The 17,560-nt window shown below is 67.8% G+C and carries 18 protein-coding genes; 9 read left to right on the plus strand and 9 right to left on the minus strand.

The features are described 5' to 3' along the window. Positions 1-482: 482 nt before the first annotated feature. Entirely contained in the window at positions 483-2,342 is a 1,860-nt protein-coding gene (locus AC0OLQ_RS16520) for a potassium transporter Kup (RefSeq protein ID WP_484532073.1), read from the plus strand. A gap of 50 nt (positions 2,343-2,392) precedes the next feature. Here AC0OLQ_RS16520 and AC0OLQ_RS16525 read toward each other — a convergent pair whose 3' ends face one another. Together AC0OLQ_RS16525 and AC0OLQ_RS16530 are read right to left on the minus strand one after the other, a co-directional pair. Continuing rightward, positions 2,393-2,629, minus strand: a complete 237-nt coding sequence (locus AC0OLQ_RS16525; RefSeq protein ID WP_484532074.1) for a response regulator — start codon at positions 2,627-2,629, stop codon at positions 2,393-2,395. A 59-nt stretch (positions 2,630-2,688) separates the two neighbouring features. Beyond that, positions 2,689-2,835 (minus strand): hypothetical protein, encoded by a 147-nt coding sequence (locus AC0OLQ_RS16530; protein WP_484532075.1) that lies wholly within the window; start codon positions 2,833-2,835, stop codon positions 2,689-2,691. 213 nt (positions 2,836-3,048) lie between these two features. Between AC0OLQ_RS16530 and AC0OLQ_RS16535 the strand changes: the two genes are divergently transcribed. Then, the gene (locus tag AC0OLQ_RS16535; protein ID WP_484532076.1) at positions 3,049-5,115 is read left to right on the plus strand and encodes an APC family permease; all 2,067 of its coding nucleotides are present in this window, start codon (positions 3,049-3,051) and stop codon (positions 5,113-5,115) included. Positions 5,116-5,444: 329 nt separating this feature from the next. On the opposite strand, the gene AC0OLQ_RS16540 is transcribed toward AC0OLQ_RS16535, so the two are convergent. Genes AC0OLQ_RS16540 through AC0OLQ_RS16555 form a run of 4 tightly spaced genes read right to left on the minus strand, consistent with a single transcriptional unit; the run spans position 5,445 to position 8,188 of the window. After that, positions 5,445-6,206: an ABC transporter permease gene (locus tag AC0OLQ_RS16540; protein ID WP_484532077.1), complete on the minus strand. Its 762-nt coding sequence runs from the start codon at positions 6,204-6,206 to the stop codon at positions 5,445-5,447. After that, the gene (locus AC0OLQ_RS16545; protein ID WP_484532078.1) at positions 6,203-6,970 is read right to left on the minus strand and encodes an ABC transporter ATP-binding protein; all 768 of its coding nucleotides are present in this window, start codon (positions 6,968-6,970) and stop codon (positions 6,203-6,205) included. Before AC0OLQ_RS16545 ends, AC0OLQ_RS16540 begins: the two co-directional genes overlap by 4 nt. 15 nt (positions 6,971-6,985) lie before the next feature. Next, complete coding sequence (locus tag AC0OLQ_RS16550; RefSeq protein WP_484532079.1) at positions 6,986-7,846, minus strand: pentapeptide repeat-containing protein; 861 nt, start codon at positions 7,844-7,846, stop codon at positions 6,986-6,988. Between the two features lie 12 nt (positions 7,847-7,858). Next, positions 7,859-8,188: a PadR family transcriptional regulator gene (locus AC0OLQ_RS16555; protein ID WP_484532080.1), complete on the minus strand. Its 330-nt coding sequence runs from the start codon at positions 8,186-8,188 to the stop codon at positions 7,859-7,861. Between the two features lie 133 nt (positions 8,189-8,321). Between AC0OLQ_RS16555 and AC0OLQ_RS16560 the strand changes: the two genes are divergently transcribed. Beyond that, complete coding sequence (locus AC0OLQ_RS16560; RefSeq protein ID WP_484532081.1) at positions 8,322-8,558, plus strand: hypothetical protein; 237 nt, start codon at positions 8,322-8,324, stop codon at positions 8,556-8,558. A gap of 178 nt (positions 8,559-8,736) precedes the next feature. Here AC0OLQ_RS16560 and AC0OLQ_RS16565 read toward each other — a convergent pair whose 3' ends face one another. After that, complete coding sequence (locus AC0OLQ_RS16565; RefSeq protein ID WP_484532082.1) at positions 8,737-9,606, minus strand: DUF6745 domain-containing protein; 870 nt, start codon at positions 9,604-9,606, stop codon at positions 8,737-8,739. A gap of 94 nt (positions 9,607-9,700) precedes the next feature. Between AC0OLQ_RS16565 and AC0OLQ_RS16570 the strand changes: the two genes are divergently transcribed. The 5 genes from AC0OLQ_RS16570 (at position 9,701) to AC0OLQ_RS16590 (ending at position 12,954) form a co-directional block, all read left to right on the plus strand. Next, positions 9,701-9,991 carry a transposase gene (locus AC0OLQ_RS16570; protein ID WP_484532083.1) on the plus strand — a complete coding sequence of 97 codons (291 nt, stop codon included), beginning with the start codon at positions 9,701-9,703 and terminating at the stop codon, positions 9,989-9,991. Next, positions 9,988-10,704: an IS3 family transposase gene (locus AC0OLQ_RS16575; protein ID WP_484532084.1), complete on the plus strand. Its 717-nt coding sequence runs from the start codon at positions 9,988-9,990 to the stop codon at positions 10,702-10,704. Before AC0OLQ_RS16570 ends, AC0OLQ_RS16575 begins: the two co-directional genes overlap by 4 nt. Positions 10,705-10,795: 91 nt before the next feature. Then, the gene (locus AC0OLQ_RS16580; protein ID WP_484532085.1) at positions 10,796-11,125 is read left to right on the plus strand and encodes a PadR family transcriptional regulator; all 330 of its coding nucleotides are present in this window, start codon (positions 10,796-10,798) and stop codon (positions 11,123-11,125) included. 1 nt (position 11,126) lies between these two features. Next, positions 11,127-11,600: a VOC family protein gene (locus tag AC0OLQ_RS16585; RefSeq protein ID WP_484532086.1), complete on the plus strand. Its 474-nt coding sequence runs from the start codon at positions 11,127-11,129 to the stop codon at positions 11,598-11,600. 214 nt (positions 11,601-11,814) lie between these two features. Then, positions 11,815-12,954 carry an MFS transporter gene (locus tag AC0OLQ_RS16590; protein WP_484532087.1) on the plus strand — a complete coding sequence of 380 codons (1,140 nt, stop codon included), beginning with the start codon at positions 11,815-11,817 and terminating at the stop codon, positions 12,952-12,954. A gap of 153 nt (positions 12,955-13,107) precedes the next feature. Here AC0OLQ_RS16590 and AC0OLQ_RS16595 read toward each other — a convergent pair whose 3' ends face one another. After that, a complete protein-coding gene (locus AC0OLQ_RS16595) occupies positions 13,108-13,635 on the minus strand; it encodes a winged helix-turn-helix transcriptional regulator (protein ID WP_484532088.1) in 528 nt (175 codons plus the stop codon). Positions 13,636-13,694: 59 nt separating this feature from the next. Between AC0OLQ_RS16595 and AC0OLQ_RS16600 the strand changes: the two genes are divergently transcribed. Next, the gene (locus AC0OLQ_RS16600; protein WP_484532089.1) at positions 13,695-15,248 is read left to right on the plus strand and encodes an MFS transporter; all 1,554 of its coding nucleotides are present in this window, start codon (positions 13,695-13,697) and stop codon (positions 15,246-15,248) included. Positions 15,249-15,628: 380 nt separating this feature from the next. On the opposite strand, the gene AC0OLQ_RS16605 is transcribed toward AC0OLQ_RS16600, so the two are convergent. Continuing rightward, the gene (locus AC0OLQ_RS16605; RefSeq protein ID WP_484532090.1) at positions 15,629-17,176 is read right to left on the minus strand and encodes an alkaline phosphatase D family protein; all 1,548 of its coding nucleotides are present in this window, start codon (positions 17,174-17,176) and stop codon (positions 15,629-15,631) included. Between the last annotated feature and the right edge of the window lie 384 nt (positions 17,177-17,560).

Consider the following 17,560-nt stretch of genomic DNA (forward strand, 5'->3'; position numbering starts at 1 on the left):
GGCCGCCTCATTGCGGCACGGGGGCGTAGCCCAACGCGCCTCTTGCCCCGCGGCCCACCGGCCGCGAACCTTCGCGTGCCGTCGAGGGGGAGAGGCTCACTCGCCTTGGAGTTGCTCCGCATATCACTCCTCCACTGATCTGTGAGTTCAAAGAAGGCCGCAGGTTAGGGGCTGACCTCGACGTGGCGTTCGGAGCCTCGACCAGGTAGCCACCACGCGCTTGCGAGCAACATGTAGGCCAGCGCCATGGACAGCGGCGGCCGGGCAAGCGCCGGGCAGGCCGACCTGCTCGAACCAGGGCTGAATCAGATCGAGGCAGTTTCGTGGTCTCGTCTAGGCAGTGGTGTGCGGGTTGGTATGCCTGTGGAGTGTCGGAGCAGGGGAACAACAAGCAGCCTCGGGTAGGCGGCGAGAGGCCAGCGGAGGACGGTGGGACGGCGTCTCGGACATCGCCGGCGGGTCACCGGACGGCGAGGCTGGGGTTGCTGCTGGGCGCGTTGGGTGTGGTCTACGGCGATATCGGCACCAGCCCGCTGTACGCGCTGAAGACGGTCTTCACCCTGGACCGCGGCCTAACACCGGACGCTCCTGACGTATTCGGCGTGATCTCGTGGGTCTTCTGGTCGATCATCCTGATCGTGTCGGTCAAGTACGTCATCTTCATCCTGCGGGCCGACAACGAGGGCGAGGGCGGAGTGATGGCCCTGGCCGCCCTCGCCCGAAGGGCGCTGCTCAAAGTCAGTGAAAGGCGCGCCGCCACGGTGCTGGCGCTCGGGGCGCTCGGCGCCGCCCTGTTTTACGGCGACAGTGTGATCACCCCGGCGATTTCGGTGTTGTCGGCGGTGGAAGGTCTGGAGGTCATCTCCCCACGGTGGGAGGTGGTGGTGCTGCCGGCGTCGGCGGTGATCCTCACCCTGCTGTTTGCCATCCAGCGCTGGGGCACCGGACGGGTGGGCGCGGTGTTCGGGCCGATCATGCTGCTCTGGTTCGCCAGTCTGGCCGTCGCCGGCGCGGCAGAGGTGATCCGTCACCCCAACGTTCTAGCCGGGCTGTCACCGACGTATGCGGCGCTGTTCGTCGTGCACCACCCGGTCATCGCGTTCATCGCGATGGGCGCCGTGGTGTTGGCAATCACCGGCGCCGAAGCGCTCTACGCCGACATGGGACACTTCGGCCGCGGCCCGATCCGCCGAGCCTGGTTCGCGATCGTGTTTCCCGCATTGACACTCAACTACCTCGGCCAAGGCGCACTGATTCTCCGGGCACCGGACAGCCGGGACAATCCGTTCTTCCTGCTGCTACCAGGCTGGGCGCAGCTGCCGATGGTCGTCCTGGCCACCGTAGCCACCGTGATCGCGTCCCAGTCGGTGATCTCCGGAGCGTTCTCGGTGTCCCGGGAAGCAATGCGGCTGGGCTTCCTGCCGCACCTGCGCATCCGGCAGACCTCCCGCCGCCAGTACGGACAGATCTACGCCCCAGGAGTGAACTGGGGCCTGTTCGTGGCGGTCCTGGTGGTGGTGTTCGCGTTCGGCTCGTCCACGAACCTCGCCGCCGCCTACGGAGTCGCGGTCACCGGCACCTTCATGATCACCACGACCCTGTTCCTGGTCGTCGCCCGAACGCGATGGCGCTGGAGCACCTGGCGGCTGGCCCTGTTCGGGGTCGTCTTCGGCAGCATCGAGCTGACCTTCTTCACCGCGAACCTCGCCAAGGTCACCCACGGCGGTTGGCTGACCCTGCTCATCGCGATCATCCTGTTCACGGTCCTGCTGACCTGGCGGCGCGGAGCCGAACTGGTCACCGCCCGACGGATCGAACGGGAAGGCCCACTACGGGAATTCATCGACACCCTCCACGCCACGGACATCCCGTGGGTGCCGGGCACCGCGGTGTTTCCCCACCCGAACAAGGAGACAACGCCCCTGGCGCTACGCGCCAACGTCGCGCACAACCACGTACGACACGAAAAAATCGTGATCATCACCGGCCGTACCGCGAACGTCCCGCACATTCCGTGGGATCAGCGACTGACCATCGACGACCTCGGCGACCCCAATGACGGCATCATCCACATCACCGCCGTCTTCGGCTTCCAGGACCCCACCGACTTCCCCGAGGTTCTGCGGCGCGCCGCGGGCCCCCCTCTCGCCAGAAGGATCGACCTCGACCAAGTCTCCTACCTCGTCTCGAGGATCACACTGCGTTGCACCCGTCAGCCCGGCATGGCCATCTGGCGCAAACGCCTGTTCATCGCCCTCGCCCACAACGCCGCTAGCCACGCCGAGTTCCTTCACCTACCAGAGGAACGCACCATCGTTCTCAGCGCCGAAGTCCCCGTCTAAGCCACCCCGATCAAACCCCTTATGCGCTCCCAGTTCGAGACCAACGACGGTCATGCGGCGCGAGGGCCGGTTGGGAGGCTGGTGATGCTGCCGTAGAAGCGATGGGTTTCCTCCACGACGCGCTCCAAGTGCTGAAGGTCAATGGGTTTGGTGCCGTAGGCGTTGGCGGGGGCGGTGTAGCTGGCCAGCACGTCGGCATCGATGGAGGAGGTGGTGAACTCCACGATCGGGATCGCCTGCAGCCACGGGTCGGCCTTGACCGCGGCGAGGACCTCCCGCCCGTTCATGCGGGGCAGGTTCAGGTCGAGCAGGATCAGTTCCGGCCGACAGCGTCGTGGTACTGACCCTAACGGCGCAGGAAAGCCATTGCTTCCACCCTGTCGGCGACGTGGCGCAGGCCGACGGGTAGGTGGCGACTGGCGAAGGTGTCCTCGATGAGGGCGACATCGGCGGGGCCGTCCTCAACCAGCAGCACCCGCAGCGGACCGGACATGCCACGCGAGGTCTTTGCGGCAGTATCCACGGCTGACGCGTAATGCCTGGGCCGACGAGCCCGATCCGTGCGCCTTTCCGGCGCATCACGGTGTGGCCTGAGGCGCGCCGCCGGAGTGATGGATTCGATGACCGGTGAGTACTCTGTGCGCTGCTCTCAAGATTCACCCAACTGCAAGCGTGAATCGGGGGTCGACGCAGGGACGGAGCCGACATGAACAGCCGACGTGAAGCTGGCGGAGAAACGGGCCGCAAGCCGGGCGGCGCACATGCTTCCCGACCCGAGCAACGCCGCACCCGTCCGACGATCAAGCCCCTTCCCGAGCGTGTCGACGCGCCCGCAACGGCCCGACCGGCATCGAGGACCCTCACTCGATGGCTGCTCCAGCATCGGGTACAGCCAGCGGGCCCGGAGACCGGTGAGTCGCACGCCACGCCGCACACGTGGTGGAAGGTGATGTGCCTGACCGGCGTCGACTACTTCTCTACCCTGTCGTACCTGCCGGGCATCGCCGCGCTCGCGGCGGGGGCGTTGTCACCGCTTGCGACGCTGCTGATCGTGGCGTTGACGCTGTTCGGGGTGCTCCCGATGTACCGGCGGGTGGCGCGGGAGAGCCCGCACGGACAGGGTTCGGTGGCGATGCTGGAGCGGCTGCTGCCGTTCTGGAAAGGCAAGTTGTTCGTTCTGGTCCTGCTGGGCTTCGTGGCCACCTCGTGGATCATCACGATCACCCTTTCCTCAGCGGACGCAACGGTGCACCTGCTGGAGAACCCGGTCCTACCTGAGGAGTTCCCGCACGGCACGACCGCTGCGGTGGTGGTGACGGTCGTATTGCTGCTGATCCTGGGCGGGGTGTTCCTGCTCGGTTTCAGCGAAGCCGTCGGCGTCGCGATCCCGCTGGTTGCGGTGTTCCTCGCGCTCAACGCCGCGATCGTCGCTGTCGGCCTGGTGGACATCGCCCGCGAACCGGCGCTGCTGTCCGGCTGGACCCACGCGCTCACCGGCGCAGGCGGCGTCGGAGACGTTGTCGGCCCGGCGGTACTCGCCTTTCCGCTGCTGGTGCTGGGCCTGTCCGGTTTCGAGACCGGCGTCAGCATGATGCCCCTGGTCAAGGGCGACGGCGCTGACGACGCGCAGCGGCTGGGCGCGCGGATCCGTAACACGAAGAAGCTGCTCACCGCCGCCGCCCTGATCATGTCTGGCTACTTGATCACCACCACGTTCGTCACCACCGTGCTGATCCCCGCGCGCGAGTTCCAACCCGGCGGCGAGGCCAGCGGCCGGGCGCTGGCCTACCTGGCCCATGAACGGCTCGGGGAGGCGTTCGGCACCGTCTACGACGTCAGCAGCGTGCTGATCCTCTGGTTCGCCGGGGCGTCGGCGATGGCCGGTCTGATCAACATCGTGCCGCGCTACCTGCCGTCGTACGGCATGGCCCCGGAGTGGGGGCGCGCCGTGCGACCGGTGGTCATCGTGTACACGCTGATCAGCATCGCCATCACCGTCGCCTTCGCCGCCGACGTCGACGCCCAGGCCGGTGCCTACGCCACCGGCATCCTGGCGATGATGGTCTCCGGCGCCGTCGCCGTCACCATCAGCGCCGCCCGCAGCCGGCAACGGGCCGTCACCGCCGGATTCGCGGCGCTGACGGCAGTGCTGCTGTACGCGCTGGCCGAGAACGTGATCGAGAAGCCGGACGGCATCGCGATCTCCGGCCTGTTCATCGCCGGCATCATCACCGTCTCCCTCATTTCCCGCGTCTCCCGTACCACCGAGCTGAGGGCTGAACGCACCGAGTTCGACGAGGCCGCCCGCCGGTTCGTCGCCGACTCCCTCGCTCACGACGGACGGCTGCACCTGATCGCCAACCGACGCCAGAAGGGCACCGCCGGGGAGTACCGCCTCAAAGAGCAAGCCCAGCGCGGAATGAATCCCGTGCCCGGCGCCGCCGACGTCCTGTTCCTGGAGGTCGACGTGGTCGACCCGTCGGAGTTCAGCGACGTCCTGCACGTCAGCGGCGTAGAAGTCGGCGACTACCGGGTCCTGCGCGCCACCGCCCCGGCCGCGCCGAACGCCATTGCCGCGATCCTGCTCGCCCTGCGCGACGCCACCGGTGTGCGCCCCCACGCCCACTTCGAATGGTCCGAAGGCAACCCCGTCGCACATCTGCTGCGCTACCTGCTTCTCGGTCGCGGCGACACCCCACCGGTCGTACGGGAGATCATCCGTAAGATCGAACCCGACCCGGCGCGCCGGCCCGGTATTCACGTCGGCGGCTGACGACATGCTGCCCGGGCCTTTATGCATCATCGCGTTGGCTGCGATCGCACCGACGTCGCATGGTGCACCATGGAGCGGCTGAAGCGCTACGCCGGCCTCGACAGGCTTGTACTCCAAGCTGCAGCGGCCTCGCGCAGGTCAAGCTGGGCCACCGAAAGATCGACTTGGTGTAATCCCTACTGCCTGCACTCGGCCACCGCCTGCCCACCAGCCGAGCACGAATCGGTGTTCTACGCTCACCACCTGCCAGACCAGTAGGAGCGGTTCGGGAAGCTGCTGATGCGCAAGCCGGCCGCCCGGCGGTCGCGGGCGGCCGGCTGCCTGGTGTGTCAGGCGATCTTCCGGCGGTAGACCCTCATGGCGAACGCGTAGGCGACGACGAGGATGCCGGCGCACCAGGCCAGGGCGGTCCAGATCTGGTTTCCGACTGGCTGCTGTTCGAACAGCGCGCGGATGGTGTTGACGATGGCGGTGACTGGCTGGTGTTCGGCGAAGGCTTTCACCGGGCCGGGCATGGTGTTGGTGGGAACGAACGCCGAGCTGATGAACGGCAGGAAGATGAGCGGGTAGGAGAAGGCGGTGGCTCCGTCCGTCGAGGACGCTGCCAGACCCGCGATCATCGCGACCCAGGTCAGTGAGAGGGTGAACAGGGCCAGGACGCCAGCGACCGCGAGCCAGGCCAGGACTCCGGCCGAGGTTCGGAAGCCCATGAGCAGCCCGACCAGGATGATGATGACCACGGAGATGGCGTTGGACACCACCGAGGTCAGCACATGTCCCCATAGGACGGACGAGCGTGCGATCGGCATGGAGTGGAACCGTTCGAAGATGCCGCTCTGCATGTCGTTGAACAGCCGGAAGCCGGTGTAGGAGATGCCGCTGGCGATGGCGATGAGCAGAATGCCGGGCATCAGGTAGTTGGTGTAGTTGCCGGTCTCGGCCTGGATCGCGCCGCCGAACACGTAGCGGAACAACAGCAGGAAGGCGATCGGCATGATCGTGACCGTGATGATGGTATCCATGCTGCGCGTGACGTGCCGGATGGAACGCCCGAGCATCACCCCGGTATTGCTCAAGACGTGTGCGCTCATGACTGCTCCTTCGTCCCGACAGTGGCCAGGAAGATCTCCTCCAGGGTGGGCTGGCGTTCCACGAGTTCCGCTCTCGGCGCAGGCAGCAGCTTGCGCAGTTCTGCCAGGGTTCCGGAGACGATGATTGTGCCCTGATGCAGGATCGCGATCCGGTCCGCGAGCTTCTCCGCCTCCTCCAGATATTGGGTGGTCAGGAGAACCGTGGTGCCGCTGTTAGCGAGGCTTTGGATCTCCTTCCACACCTCGATGCGGGCCTCCGGATCGAGTCCGGTGGTTGGCTCGTCAAGGAAGATGACCGGGGGGTTGCCGATGAGGCTCATGGCGATGTCGAGGCGGCGGCGCATGCCGCCTGAGTAGGTTGACACTCTGCGGCCTCCTGCGTCGGTGAGGCCGAATCGTTGCAGCAGGTCGTCTGCGACTTGGCCGGAGTTCGTCACCTGGCGCAGTTTGGCGACCATGATGAGGTTCTCCCGACCGGTGAGAATCCCGTCGACCGCGGCGAACTGGCCGGTCAGGCTGATCGACTCGCGGACCTGCTCCGGCTGGGCCACCACGTCGAATCCCGCGACGCCGGCCGTGCCGGCATCCGGTTTGAGCAGCGTGGAGAGGATGCGTACGACCGTGGTCTTGCCGGCGCCGTTGGAGCCGAGCAGTGCGAAGATGCTTCCGCTGGCGACGGTGAACTCCACACCTTTGAGGACTTCGAGATGTCCGTAGGACTTGTGCAATCCACTGGCGTGGATGGCCGCAGGTGGCGTTTCCATGGGGGTGACTTCTCCCTATCCGACAATCACGTTGGACGGTTCGACGCCGAAACCCTTGAGCGCGGCGTAGGTCAGCTTGTCCATGCGCGCACCGTCGAAGTTCACAGTGCGAAGGGCCTTGTAGTACTTCTTGCTCCAACCCCCGCGGAAGGAACAATCGCGCAAGATCGTGCCCTGCAACGAGACTCCCTCGAGTGCTGCCTGGTCGAATTTCACGCCGGTGAAGCTTTCCCCGCCGAAGTTGAGGCCGCGCAGATCGGAGTAGGTGAAGTCCACGCCGGTGAAGGTGCAGCGCTCGAAGACGGTGCGCTTCAGGTCCGTCTTGCGGAACGCGACGTCAGTGAGCGCGGCATCTTCGAACCGCACCTCGTGAAGTCCGGACATGCTGAAGTCGGTGCGCGTCAGACGTGCCCTGCGGAAGGTGGAACCCTTCAACTCGGCCGTCGTCATGACCGCATCGGTCAAGTTGGCGCCGTCGAAGTTCGTGTCCTTCATGTCGCTGCTCTTGAACTTGCTGCCGGTCAGATCGGCGTTCGAGAAGTCCGAGCCGCGCAACGCGCTCGCCCCGAACCTTCCCGCCCGCGCCGAGACGCCCGAGAAGTCACTGCCCTCCAGGGCGCTCGCGTCGAACCGGGTCACCACCTGACGCTCGAGAACCCGTGAGAGGTTTGACACCTCCTGCACCGTCTCCTCGATGTCGCCGATGCTGTCGACGGTCATCTCGAATGCGGTCGCTTCGTCCTTGCCTTGGGCCCGCAGCTCACCGAACCGCTCCTGCAGATCCGACAGGAGGTCTGCTTTCAGCTCGCCGACGCTTTTCGTGCCCTCATAGGGAGCGAAGACGCCGTCGACGTACTCGCTGAGTTTGTCGGTCATGGTTGTTTCCCCTCACAGCAGCGTGTCGAGCACACGCTTGGCGTACTCCCACGCGGACTTGTTGTGCGCGTAGGCCGCGCGGCCCTTTTCCGTGATCTTGAAGTATTTGCGCCGTCCGCCCTGGGATTCGTCGCCCCAGTACCACGTGATGTCCCCATCGGCTTCCAGACGCCGGACGCTGGAGTACATCGTGGCTTCCTTCAATTCGTATTCGCCCTGCGAGCGTTCGGCGATCAGCTTGACGATCTCGTAGCCGTAGCGGTCTGCCTCCGTCAGCAGCCGCAAGATCATCGTGTCGGTGCTTCCCCGCAGCAGGTCGGACGCGACCTTGCTCGTGCTCATACCTCACCTCCTCAACTACACCGTAGCTCGCACTACTGTGACAGTCAAGGTAGTCGGTCAATCCTGGTATGTTGGCGAGCGGGGCCGTTCTCGAGGCGGCCTCCGTCGTGACCGCCGTGGAAAGGACAGCTGCATGAACCTGCCGTTCAGCCACGGCGACATCGCACTGCTGATCGAGCAAGCCGCCGAAACCGGCGACCTCGCCGAACTGCGGCGTCTCGCCGATACGGGCAGCAAAGACGCCCTCGACCAGCTGGTCGAATCGGCGACAGAACAGGAGGAATTCGGCGAGCTTCGCCAGTTGGCGGCCGCCGGAAGCCGGGATGCCGCCGACATCCTGGCCGAGCTTGAGGGCGAGACCGGCGCGTAGGACGCCAGCCGCCATCCGGTGCGCACTGCACGAGTACTGCCACGGGCCGCGGCTTGGCGGGTGGCGGCGCGGCTGCCGGGGTTCGGCTTTCCTGTTGAACTTCGTCTGAGGTTTGCAGGTTGTGGAGCGGGCCGGCCGGGACTGGCGGGTGCCCGTCCCGGCCGGCAATCGGATCAGCTCACCTGCTCAGGAGTGGTTGCCAGCCGTCGCGGTAGCGCAGGCCGCGAGGTTGCAGTCGGATCTGGTCGTGCACTGTTCCGGAGACCGGCTCGGTTCGTATCGCCTGGGGCCGGTCCACCACGACGCAGACGTCCTCGCCGGGCCACCACCAGCCGCAGGAGCGGGCCAGGCCGGCCCAGGCGTTGAGGTGTTCGGCCTCGTCCGGCCCGTACCGGGCAAGGCCGAGTCGATGCAGCACGTCGTAGTAGGCGATCCATGACGCGTCCTGCTGCCCGTACCAGCACACGGGTACCGGGCCGTCGCCCGCGAGCGCCGCACGCACGGGTAGGTAGTACCCGTGCGCGAGGCTCCGGTGCAATGCCGTGCGTAAGCCTTGGTGCAGCACGACAGCGAGCGGAACGCCGCTGTCGAGCGCCTGCAGCGGCGCCAGTTCGGGCCATGGTTCCCTTGTCTTGCTCGTACGCACGGGTGACAGTTCGGGATCGGTGTGAGTGGCGCCCGCGCTCAGCGCCCCGCGTAGCTGGGAGGTGATCATGGCGAGATCGCTTGCCAGCGGTGGTGTCCCGCGCGGCCGAGGATCCCGGATGCGCTCGTAGAGCTGATCGAGGGTCGGCCAGCCGGTGACCAGGAGGCGCGCCTTGTCCGGCGAGTCGACCCATTCGAACCGGGGTCGCGGCCGCGATGCCCTTGCGTAAATGGCGGTCAGGCAGCGCTCGGCGGTCGACTTGTCAGCTGGCTGCGTGGACAGGGCATGGTCGAGCCATTCCTGGCGGATCCGGATGGCCTGCTGCCACAGGTCGTGAGGGTCGCCGCTGCGAACGGCCCGTGGAGGTTTCGCGGCGTCGTTGCGCCGCACGGGGGCGCTCACCGCGCCAGGGCGTCGCCGCCCTTCCGGTTGAGGTGCCACGGGTTCTCCGGACAGGGACCCCAAAGTAGAATTGCCCTGTCTGGAAGGAAGACTATTGCCACGCGCGAAGAGGAATTTCTCTCCCGAATTCCGTGAGGAAGCGGTGAAGATGGTGATCGAGACGTCTCGTCCGATCGCTCAGGTCGCCCGGGAACTCGGGATCGGGGAAGGAACGCTCGGGAACTGGGTCGCGGCGTACCGTCGGGACCACGCCGGTGACGAGCCGGCGCTGAACATCAGCGAGCGGGAAAGACTGCGGCAGTTGGAGCGTGAAGCGCGGGAACTGCGTATGGAGAACGAGTTCCTGAAAAAAGCCGCCGCGTACTTCGCCAAGGATCATCGGTGAGTGAAACGTTTGAGTTCATCGACGCCGAGTACGCGCACGGTTCCGCCCAGGACATTCCCACTGTGAGGCCGTCAGTTGCCGCGATGTGCGTTTGGCTCGGCGTGTCCCGATCCGGCTATTACGAATGGCGTGACCGGCCCGAATCAGCGACCGCCCGCCGGCGGGAGGAGCTGAAACACCTCATCATCGTGTCCTTTGAGGAGTCCGACGGCACCTACGGGTACCGACGGGTGCACGCCGACCTGGCCGCGTGGGGGGTCACCTGCGGCCCGGAGCTGGTGCGGTCCATGATGCGCGAGCTGGGCCTTGTGCCCTGCCAGCCCCGGCCTTGGCGGCACAGCCCTGACCGACAACGACGGCCAGGACCGGCGTCTGCCGGACCTCGTCGGGCTCGACCACGTGCTGTTCCTGCTGGCAAGCTGGGCCTCGAGGTGCGCACCGACGCCGAGATGGCTCTGGGTCGACGATGGCTGGAGGTCGCGCCGAAGGGCTCGCAGACCTCGTTCGCGCTCCTCCGCGGCACGGACTTCGAGAAGCAGACCCTGGGCGGTCCGGCCCCTGCGACGCTCAGGAGCCCGGACGTTCGGGCCCTGTACACGGAATTGACGGCGAAGGGCGTCGACGTCTCCGAACCGAAGGTCGAGCCGTGGTCGACCTGGGTCGAGATCACCGATCCGGACGGGTGGCGGTTCGTCGTCGGCGAGTCAAGCTGACGACGGGCGAGCGGGACCGAACAGGTAGCCTCTCGCTCGGTCTCGAGTGTCAGGAGGACCCGTGACGCAACCCCCAGCGTTGACGCCAGCCGTGTTCGCCCTGATCCTCGCCCTCACACAGGGGGAGCGGCACGGCTATGCCCTGATGGCCGATGTAGCGGAACTGACGCGCGGCGGGATCACCCTTGGTCCGGGGACGCTCTATCGCTCGTTGCAGCGTATGCGCGTGGATGGATTGGTGGAGGAGATCGACGCCGGGTCGGACACCGCCGCAGCCGACCGCCGGGCCGAACGGCGGCGCAGCTACCGGATCACACCGGAAGGCGCCGCCGCCGTTCGGACCGAGGCTCGCCGGCTGGCCGACCTGCTCGCCAGCGACGCCGCGCGCGCCCTGCTCACAGCAACACGAGAGGACGAATGAGATGTCCGGCTCCCTGCCCGAGTTCCCGGGCGTCACCCCGCAACTGACGGTGTCCGACACCGACGCGGCGGTGGCGTTCTACCGGGCCGCTTTCGGTGCCGACGAGTTGCTGCGCAACCACGCGCCGGACGGTCGCGTGATGCACTGTGAGCTGCTCGTCCATGGCGGACGTCTGCTGCTGCACGACGAGTTCCCGGAGGCCGGGAACTTTTCGCCCACGACGTTGGGCGGCTCTCCGGTGGCGCTGCACCTCTACGTAGCCGATGTCGACGCGGCGTTCGCTCAGGCCGTCGCCGTGGGCGCGGTGGCGGAGATGGAGCCGACGGACGCCTTCTGGGGCGACCGCTACGCGCAGGTGATCGATCCCTTCGGGCACCGCTGGTCCCTGGCGACGCAACAGGAAGACCTGTCGGCGGAGGACATGAACCGGCGCGCCGTGCAGTGGACCGTACAGCACGGGGAGCCGCATACCTGAACACTCGCCGTCGTTCTCGACAAGGCAGTGCCGGTTCACTGCAACTTGTGCGGCTACGGCCCGAATCCGGGGCGCCCGGACCGCGATCGCTTCAGGACATGACCGCGTAGGCGGTCGAGGGGCAGGAGGTAGCTGGGACGTCATGGTTCAGGAGTCAGCACGATCTTCGGCGGTTGCCGGTAGTGAACCGTTCACGCGGGACGGGACGACGTGGTTGTCGTACAGCGCTCTTGGCGCCTACACCTTCTGGCTGTACGCCTTCGGGCCGGCGCTGGCTCTGCTGCGCACGGAACTCGGCTTCTCGTACACGATGATCAGCGTCTACTCGGCGGTCTGGGCGGCTGGCTCGATTCTGGCGGGCGTCGTCTTCGCTCCGATGGCAGCGGCGCTCGGCCGGCGGCCTCTGTTGGCGTGGTCCGCCCTGGTGACCATCAGCGGCGCCGCCTTGTTCACGCTGACCCGGTCCCTGCCCATCACCCTGCTCGGTGCCGTGATCATGGGTCTCGCCGGCACCACCGTCCAGACCACCACGCAATCGGTGCTCGCCGACCGTCACGGCCCACGCCGCGATCAGGCCTTGGTCGAGATGAACATCGGCGCGGGGATCTGCGCTGTTGTCGCGCCGCTGGCTCTCGGCCTGAGCCAGGCGACCACGTCCACGTGGCGTACCGCGATGGCGCTTCCGGCCGTCGCCATGATCGTTCTTACCGTCGTGTACCGGCACCAGCCCCTGCCGACCCCGTCCATCCGCCCGCTCGACACGACAGGCACGGGCGGAACCAAGCTGTCTGGCGCCTGTCGGGCGCTGTCCCTTCTCGTCGCGGTGGGCATCGGGGTCGAATTCGCCGTCGTGTACTTCGGCACCGAACTGCTGACGGCGGCCAGCGGGCTGTCCGTCACCGCGGCGGCGGCGGCCATGACACTGTTCTACGCCGGCATCCTGCTCGGGCGTGTCGCGGGCGCTGCCCTGACCCGGCGTCCCGGGCGGACGGCCGCTCTGCTCGCACTGTCGCTGGCGGTGACCCTCGCCGGTCTGATCGCGCTGTGGCTCGCCGATGACGCCCCTCTCGCGCTGCTCGGCCTCTTCGTCGCCGGCCTGGGCATCGCCAACCAGTTCCCCCTGGCCCTAGCGCTGACAATGGCTGCGGCGCCGGGAAACACCGACGCCGCCAACGCCCTCACCCAACTCCTCGGCGGGATCCTGGTCCTGGCGGCTCCGTTCCTGCTGGGCTTCGTCGCCGACCACCGCGGATTGGCTACCGGATTCGCCGTTGCGCCCGTCCTCACCGCGATGTCCGGCATTCTGCTGTACATAGGGTTTCGCGGGGAGCATGTGGCAACTCCCATTGGTTGAGGAGCCGCCCGGCGTCGAGTTCTCACGGGACGCCGTTCGGACGAGGAACGACGGCATGGCGGACAACGTCAGCTCGGCTACCGGACCTGTAGCCACAACTACAAGTTCCTGCGCACGCCGCAGCGGGGTTCGTCGGCGGAGAGGAATGCTCAGTTACGGGAGGTCGGTGGTGCCGTCCGTCACCAGCCGGGCGGCCGTGTCGGGTAGCGCCACCTCGTGCCCCTGTGCGCACTTCACCACGACGCCGAGCGGTCTCCCGCAGCCGGCGTGCACGAGTTCGACGCCGCCCTCCCGGCCGAGCCGCTCCCCCCACTGGATCAGAGCAACGAGCACGGGGAAGAGCTCTCGTCCCAGTTCGGTGAGGACGTACTCGTACCTGGTCCGCTTGCCCGGGTCCTGGTAAGGCCGTCGCTGCAGCAGACCGTCGGAGACAAGTTGTTTGAGCCGCTTGGCGGCCACCGCCTCGGTCAGGCCGGTACGCCGGGCCAGTTCGTCGAAGCGTCGTCCGCCGTAGTAGATCTCGCGCATCAGAATCATCGCCGACCGGGTGCCGATCAGCTCCAGCGCGTGCTCGATGCGGCACCAGCCCTCGGCCTGCCACGCGTCGCGATCGGCGAAGCGGCCGGTCAAGGCGATGACGGCGTCGGTGTTGGGCCCGGCCGGCCCGGCTGGCTGTGTCACGGCTACCACACCCCATCTGGCTAGGCGTTTGCATAGCCAGGGGTGCTACCGTTCTGGCTATGGTTTCCACTAGCCAGCCTAGCACCGCCGCAGAGCCCCGCCCGGCGCCCGCGACCGAGGTACGGCGACGATGGCTCGCCCTCTTCGTCGTCTGCCTGGGCGTGATGATGACCTTCGTCAACGTGTCGTCGACCATCTCGGCGCTGCTGCCGATCCAGGACGACCTGCACATCTCCGCCAGCACGCTGGTCTGGGTGAGCAGCGCCTTCAGCCTCGCCGTGGTGAGCCTGGTCCTCGCCGCCGGCACGCTGAGCGACCTGCTCGGGCGGCGGCGGGTCTTCTGCTACGGCGTCGCTCTGTTCACGCTCGGCAGCGCGCTCGCCTTCGCCGCGCCGAACGCCGGTCTGCTCATCGCGGCCCAGGCCGTGATGGGCGTCGGCGCCGCGGCCGTGTTGCCGTCGAGCCTGTCGATCGTGAGTCACGCCTTCACCGACCACCACGAGCGGGCCGGCGCCATCAGCGTCTGGGCCAGCTGCGCAGGCCTCGGGCTGGCAATCGGACCGCTGGTGGCGGGCGCGTTCTTGGACCAGGCCTCCTGGCACGCGGTCTACCTCACCAACCTCCTCCTCGGGGTCCTCGCCCTCGCGCTCGCTCCGCTGTTCGTGGCAGAGAGCAAGCACCCGGCCCGGCGACTCGATCCCGCAGGCGTGCTGCTGGGCACCATCGCGATCGCGTCGGCGACCTACGCGATCATCCAGGGTGGCGCCAGCGGCTACGGCCGGCCCCCGATCATCGTGGCTTACGTGGTCTTCGCCGTCTCGCTGGTGGCCTTCGTCCGGCTCGAACTCCGCCATCACGACCCCATGCTGGACCTGCGGCTGTTCAAGAGTGCCTCGTTCACGACCGTGATGAGCATCGGCGCCGTCACCATGTTCGGCTTCGTCGGCATTTCACTGCTCACCGTCCTCTACCTGGAACGGATCGCCCACGCGAGCGCCCTGGAGACCGGGGTGAAGGTGCTGCCCATGTTCGTCCCCTACATCGTCGTCAGCGCATTCGCCGGACGCCTGGCCCGCCGAGTCGGCATCGCCCCCGTGCTCGCCGCGGGGCTCGTCCTCATGGGCGCCGGGGCCCTCGCGCTGCTGATGGTCGGCCCATTCAGCGGGTACGGGGCGATGTGGCCCGGGCTGCTCGTCGCCGGCGTCGGCTCGGCGCTGCTGGTGGCCCCGTCGACCGCCGCCGCCGTCAACAGCGTGCCACCGCTGCAGGCCGGCATGGCCGCCGGCTCGGTCAACATGTTCCGCCAGCTGGGCAGCGTGCTCGGCCCGAGCATCCTCGGCACCCTCGCGACGACCCGCTTCCCGAACTACCTGCAAGAGCAGCTCACGACGGCCGGAGTGCCGTCCGGCACGGCCGAAGCGGTCGTCGCGGGAGCCACGCACGGCGGCAGCACCGGTCAACTCCCCGCCCCGCTGGCACACACGCTCTCCCTGGCCGTGCCGCGGGCCTTCACCGACGCCCTTCACCTCGGCTGGCTCGTCGGCGGCGTCGTCCTGCTCGCCATGGTGATCCCGACGGTGCTGTTCGTCCGGCACCGCCCGGCAACTTCCTGATCATGGTCGCCCCGCTCGTCACTGACGATCGAGAGGGCCGTCCCGGCTCAGGCCTGGACGGCCCCCTCTGCCGGCAGGGCCTCCTTGATATGCGGCTGCTCGGCCCGCTCGCCCAGTACCGCTTCGCCAGCGCACATCAACTGGTGCAGCGACCAGCGACCCTCTTGTGGGCGCTGCTGCCCCTGCTCCAAGAGGGCCGGCCGCGCGAGCCCACGGTGCCGGGCAGACGGTGTCAAGAGAGGCAATCCATCGCCGCTCGCCGACGGCGGGCGCCTTCACCCGCGGCGGCAACCTAAACCCGCCCTCCCGGCCCCGGCGGTGCGAGCGCCGCCCGGGCGCCGGGCCGGGGCCAGGGCGGCGACCCGGCCCCGGCCCGGCGCTCAGGCAGCGTCGACCTGGACGCCCGGCCGGCCGTTCTCGACCACGAAGCTCGCCCGGGTGGAAACCGGGGCGCCTGGGTCGGTGACGTACGGCACGACGCGATAGTCGGTGCGCCACTGCTGCTGGTCGAGCTGGCAGCGGACGTATCCGCGCCGGCCGTTGTAGAACCGCATGTGGGGGTTGCTGGCGAGCCATTCGGTGCCCCGCACGTCCATGTCCGCGCCGTTGCCACCAGAGGTGATTGAGGTGCCGAGGAACTCCACCCCGACGGTACGAGACGATTGGTCGTCGAAGTTCTGCTTCAGGTCGGCGACCATGCTGCAGTGCGCGTCCCCGGTGACGACGACCATGTTCTCCACGCCGCGCTCGACCACACCGTCGAAGAGGCGCTGCCGGGCCGCCGGGTAGCCGTTCCAGTTGTCGTCCGACAGCCGCTTGCCCGGGCCGGGGTCCCGGTCGGCCTCGGCAATCACGGTCTGGTTGCCCAGCACGTTCCATCGGGCTGTCGAGGCGGCCAGGCCGTCGAGCAGCCACTTCTCCTGGGCGCCGCCGAGCATGGTCCTCGACGGGTCGTCCGTGCCCGCCGGCACCTGGTCGGAGCGGTACTGCCGGCCGTCGAGGATGTTGAACTCGGCGAGGTTGGCGTAGCGGAGTCGCCGGTACAGCCGCATGTCCGGTCCCTGCGGGATGCTCATCCGGCGCAGCGGCATGTGCTCGTAGTACGCCTGGTACGCGACCGCGCGGCGCTGGTGGAAGCTCTCCTGTGACTGTTTCGGGTCCTCCGAGGTCCCGTCGGCGTAGTTGTTCTCCACCTCGTGGTCGTCCCAGGTGACCGCCCACGGAAACCGGGCGTGTGCCAGTTGCAAGTCCGGGTCGGTCTTGTACTGGGCGTGCCGGATCCGGTAGTCGGTGAGCGAGAAGATCTCAGCGGCGGGTAGGTGGGGGCGGCCGATCGCGCTGGCCCCGGGGCCCTCGTAGATGTAGTCGCCCAAGTGCAGGACCAAGTCCAGGTCCTCCTCGGCGAGGTGACGGTAGGCGCTGAAGTGCCCGGCCGGCAGGTTCTGGCAGGACACGAAGCCGAAGGCGAGCCGGCGCCGGTCCGCGTCGTAGGCAGGCGCGGTGCGGGTCCGCCCGACGGGGCTGAGCTGCGTACCGACCCGGAAACGGTAGTAGTACTCGCGATCAGGGCGCAGGCCGGTGACCTCGGCGTGCACCGAGTGGCCCAGCTCCGGCGTGGCTGGCTCCGCGCCGGCGCGGATCACCTGCCGGAAGTGCTCGTCCTCGGCCACCTGCCATTGCACTGGGACGACCCGGGGCGGGATGCCGCCCGACCCGTCGAGGGCGAGCGGGTCCGGCGCCAGCCGGGTCCACAGCACCACCCCGTCGTGGAACGGGTCGCCGGAGGCGACGCCCAGAGTGAACGGGTTGTCAGCGAAACTGGGGTCGGCCCACGCCGGTGCCGAGGAGAAGCCGGCGATAGCGGCGGCAACACCCGCGCCGGCCGCGCCGGTCAGCCCGAGAAATGCACGCCGGTGAAGAGGGGGCATCCGACAGTCCCTTCAGGGTAGTGAATGATCACCACCGATTCTTGGGACCAAGATTGCCGGCGGGTGGCCGTACGGGGGCCACTGGCGGACGCGTCCGCAGACATCGGACGGTCAGCTACGAGGACGGGAAGCTCGACGGCCCCGCCGGCAAGGGCATCGAAGCGGTGCCGCCCGATCCGGGACGAGACCCGTAGCGGGGTGGAAAGGTCCGCACCGAACCGCCGCCTGACCCATCCTCCAGCGATGCTCAAGGCCGGTCACCTGCCTGAATCGAACGGATTGTCGCCTCATCGCTTGCCTACCGCCGACGGGATCGCGTCCCGGCAAGTGGGGTAACTCGCTCGCGTGAGACTCCCGTAGCAGAGGCCCGCATTTGGCCTCACT

The organism is Micromonospora sp. Utrum1 (genome assembly GCF_057197805.1).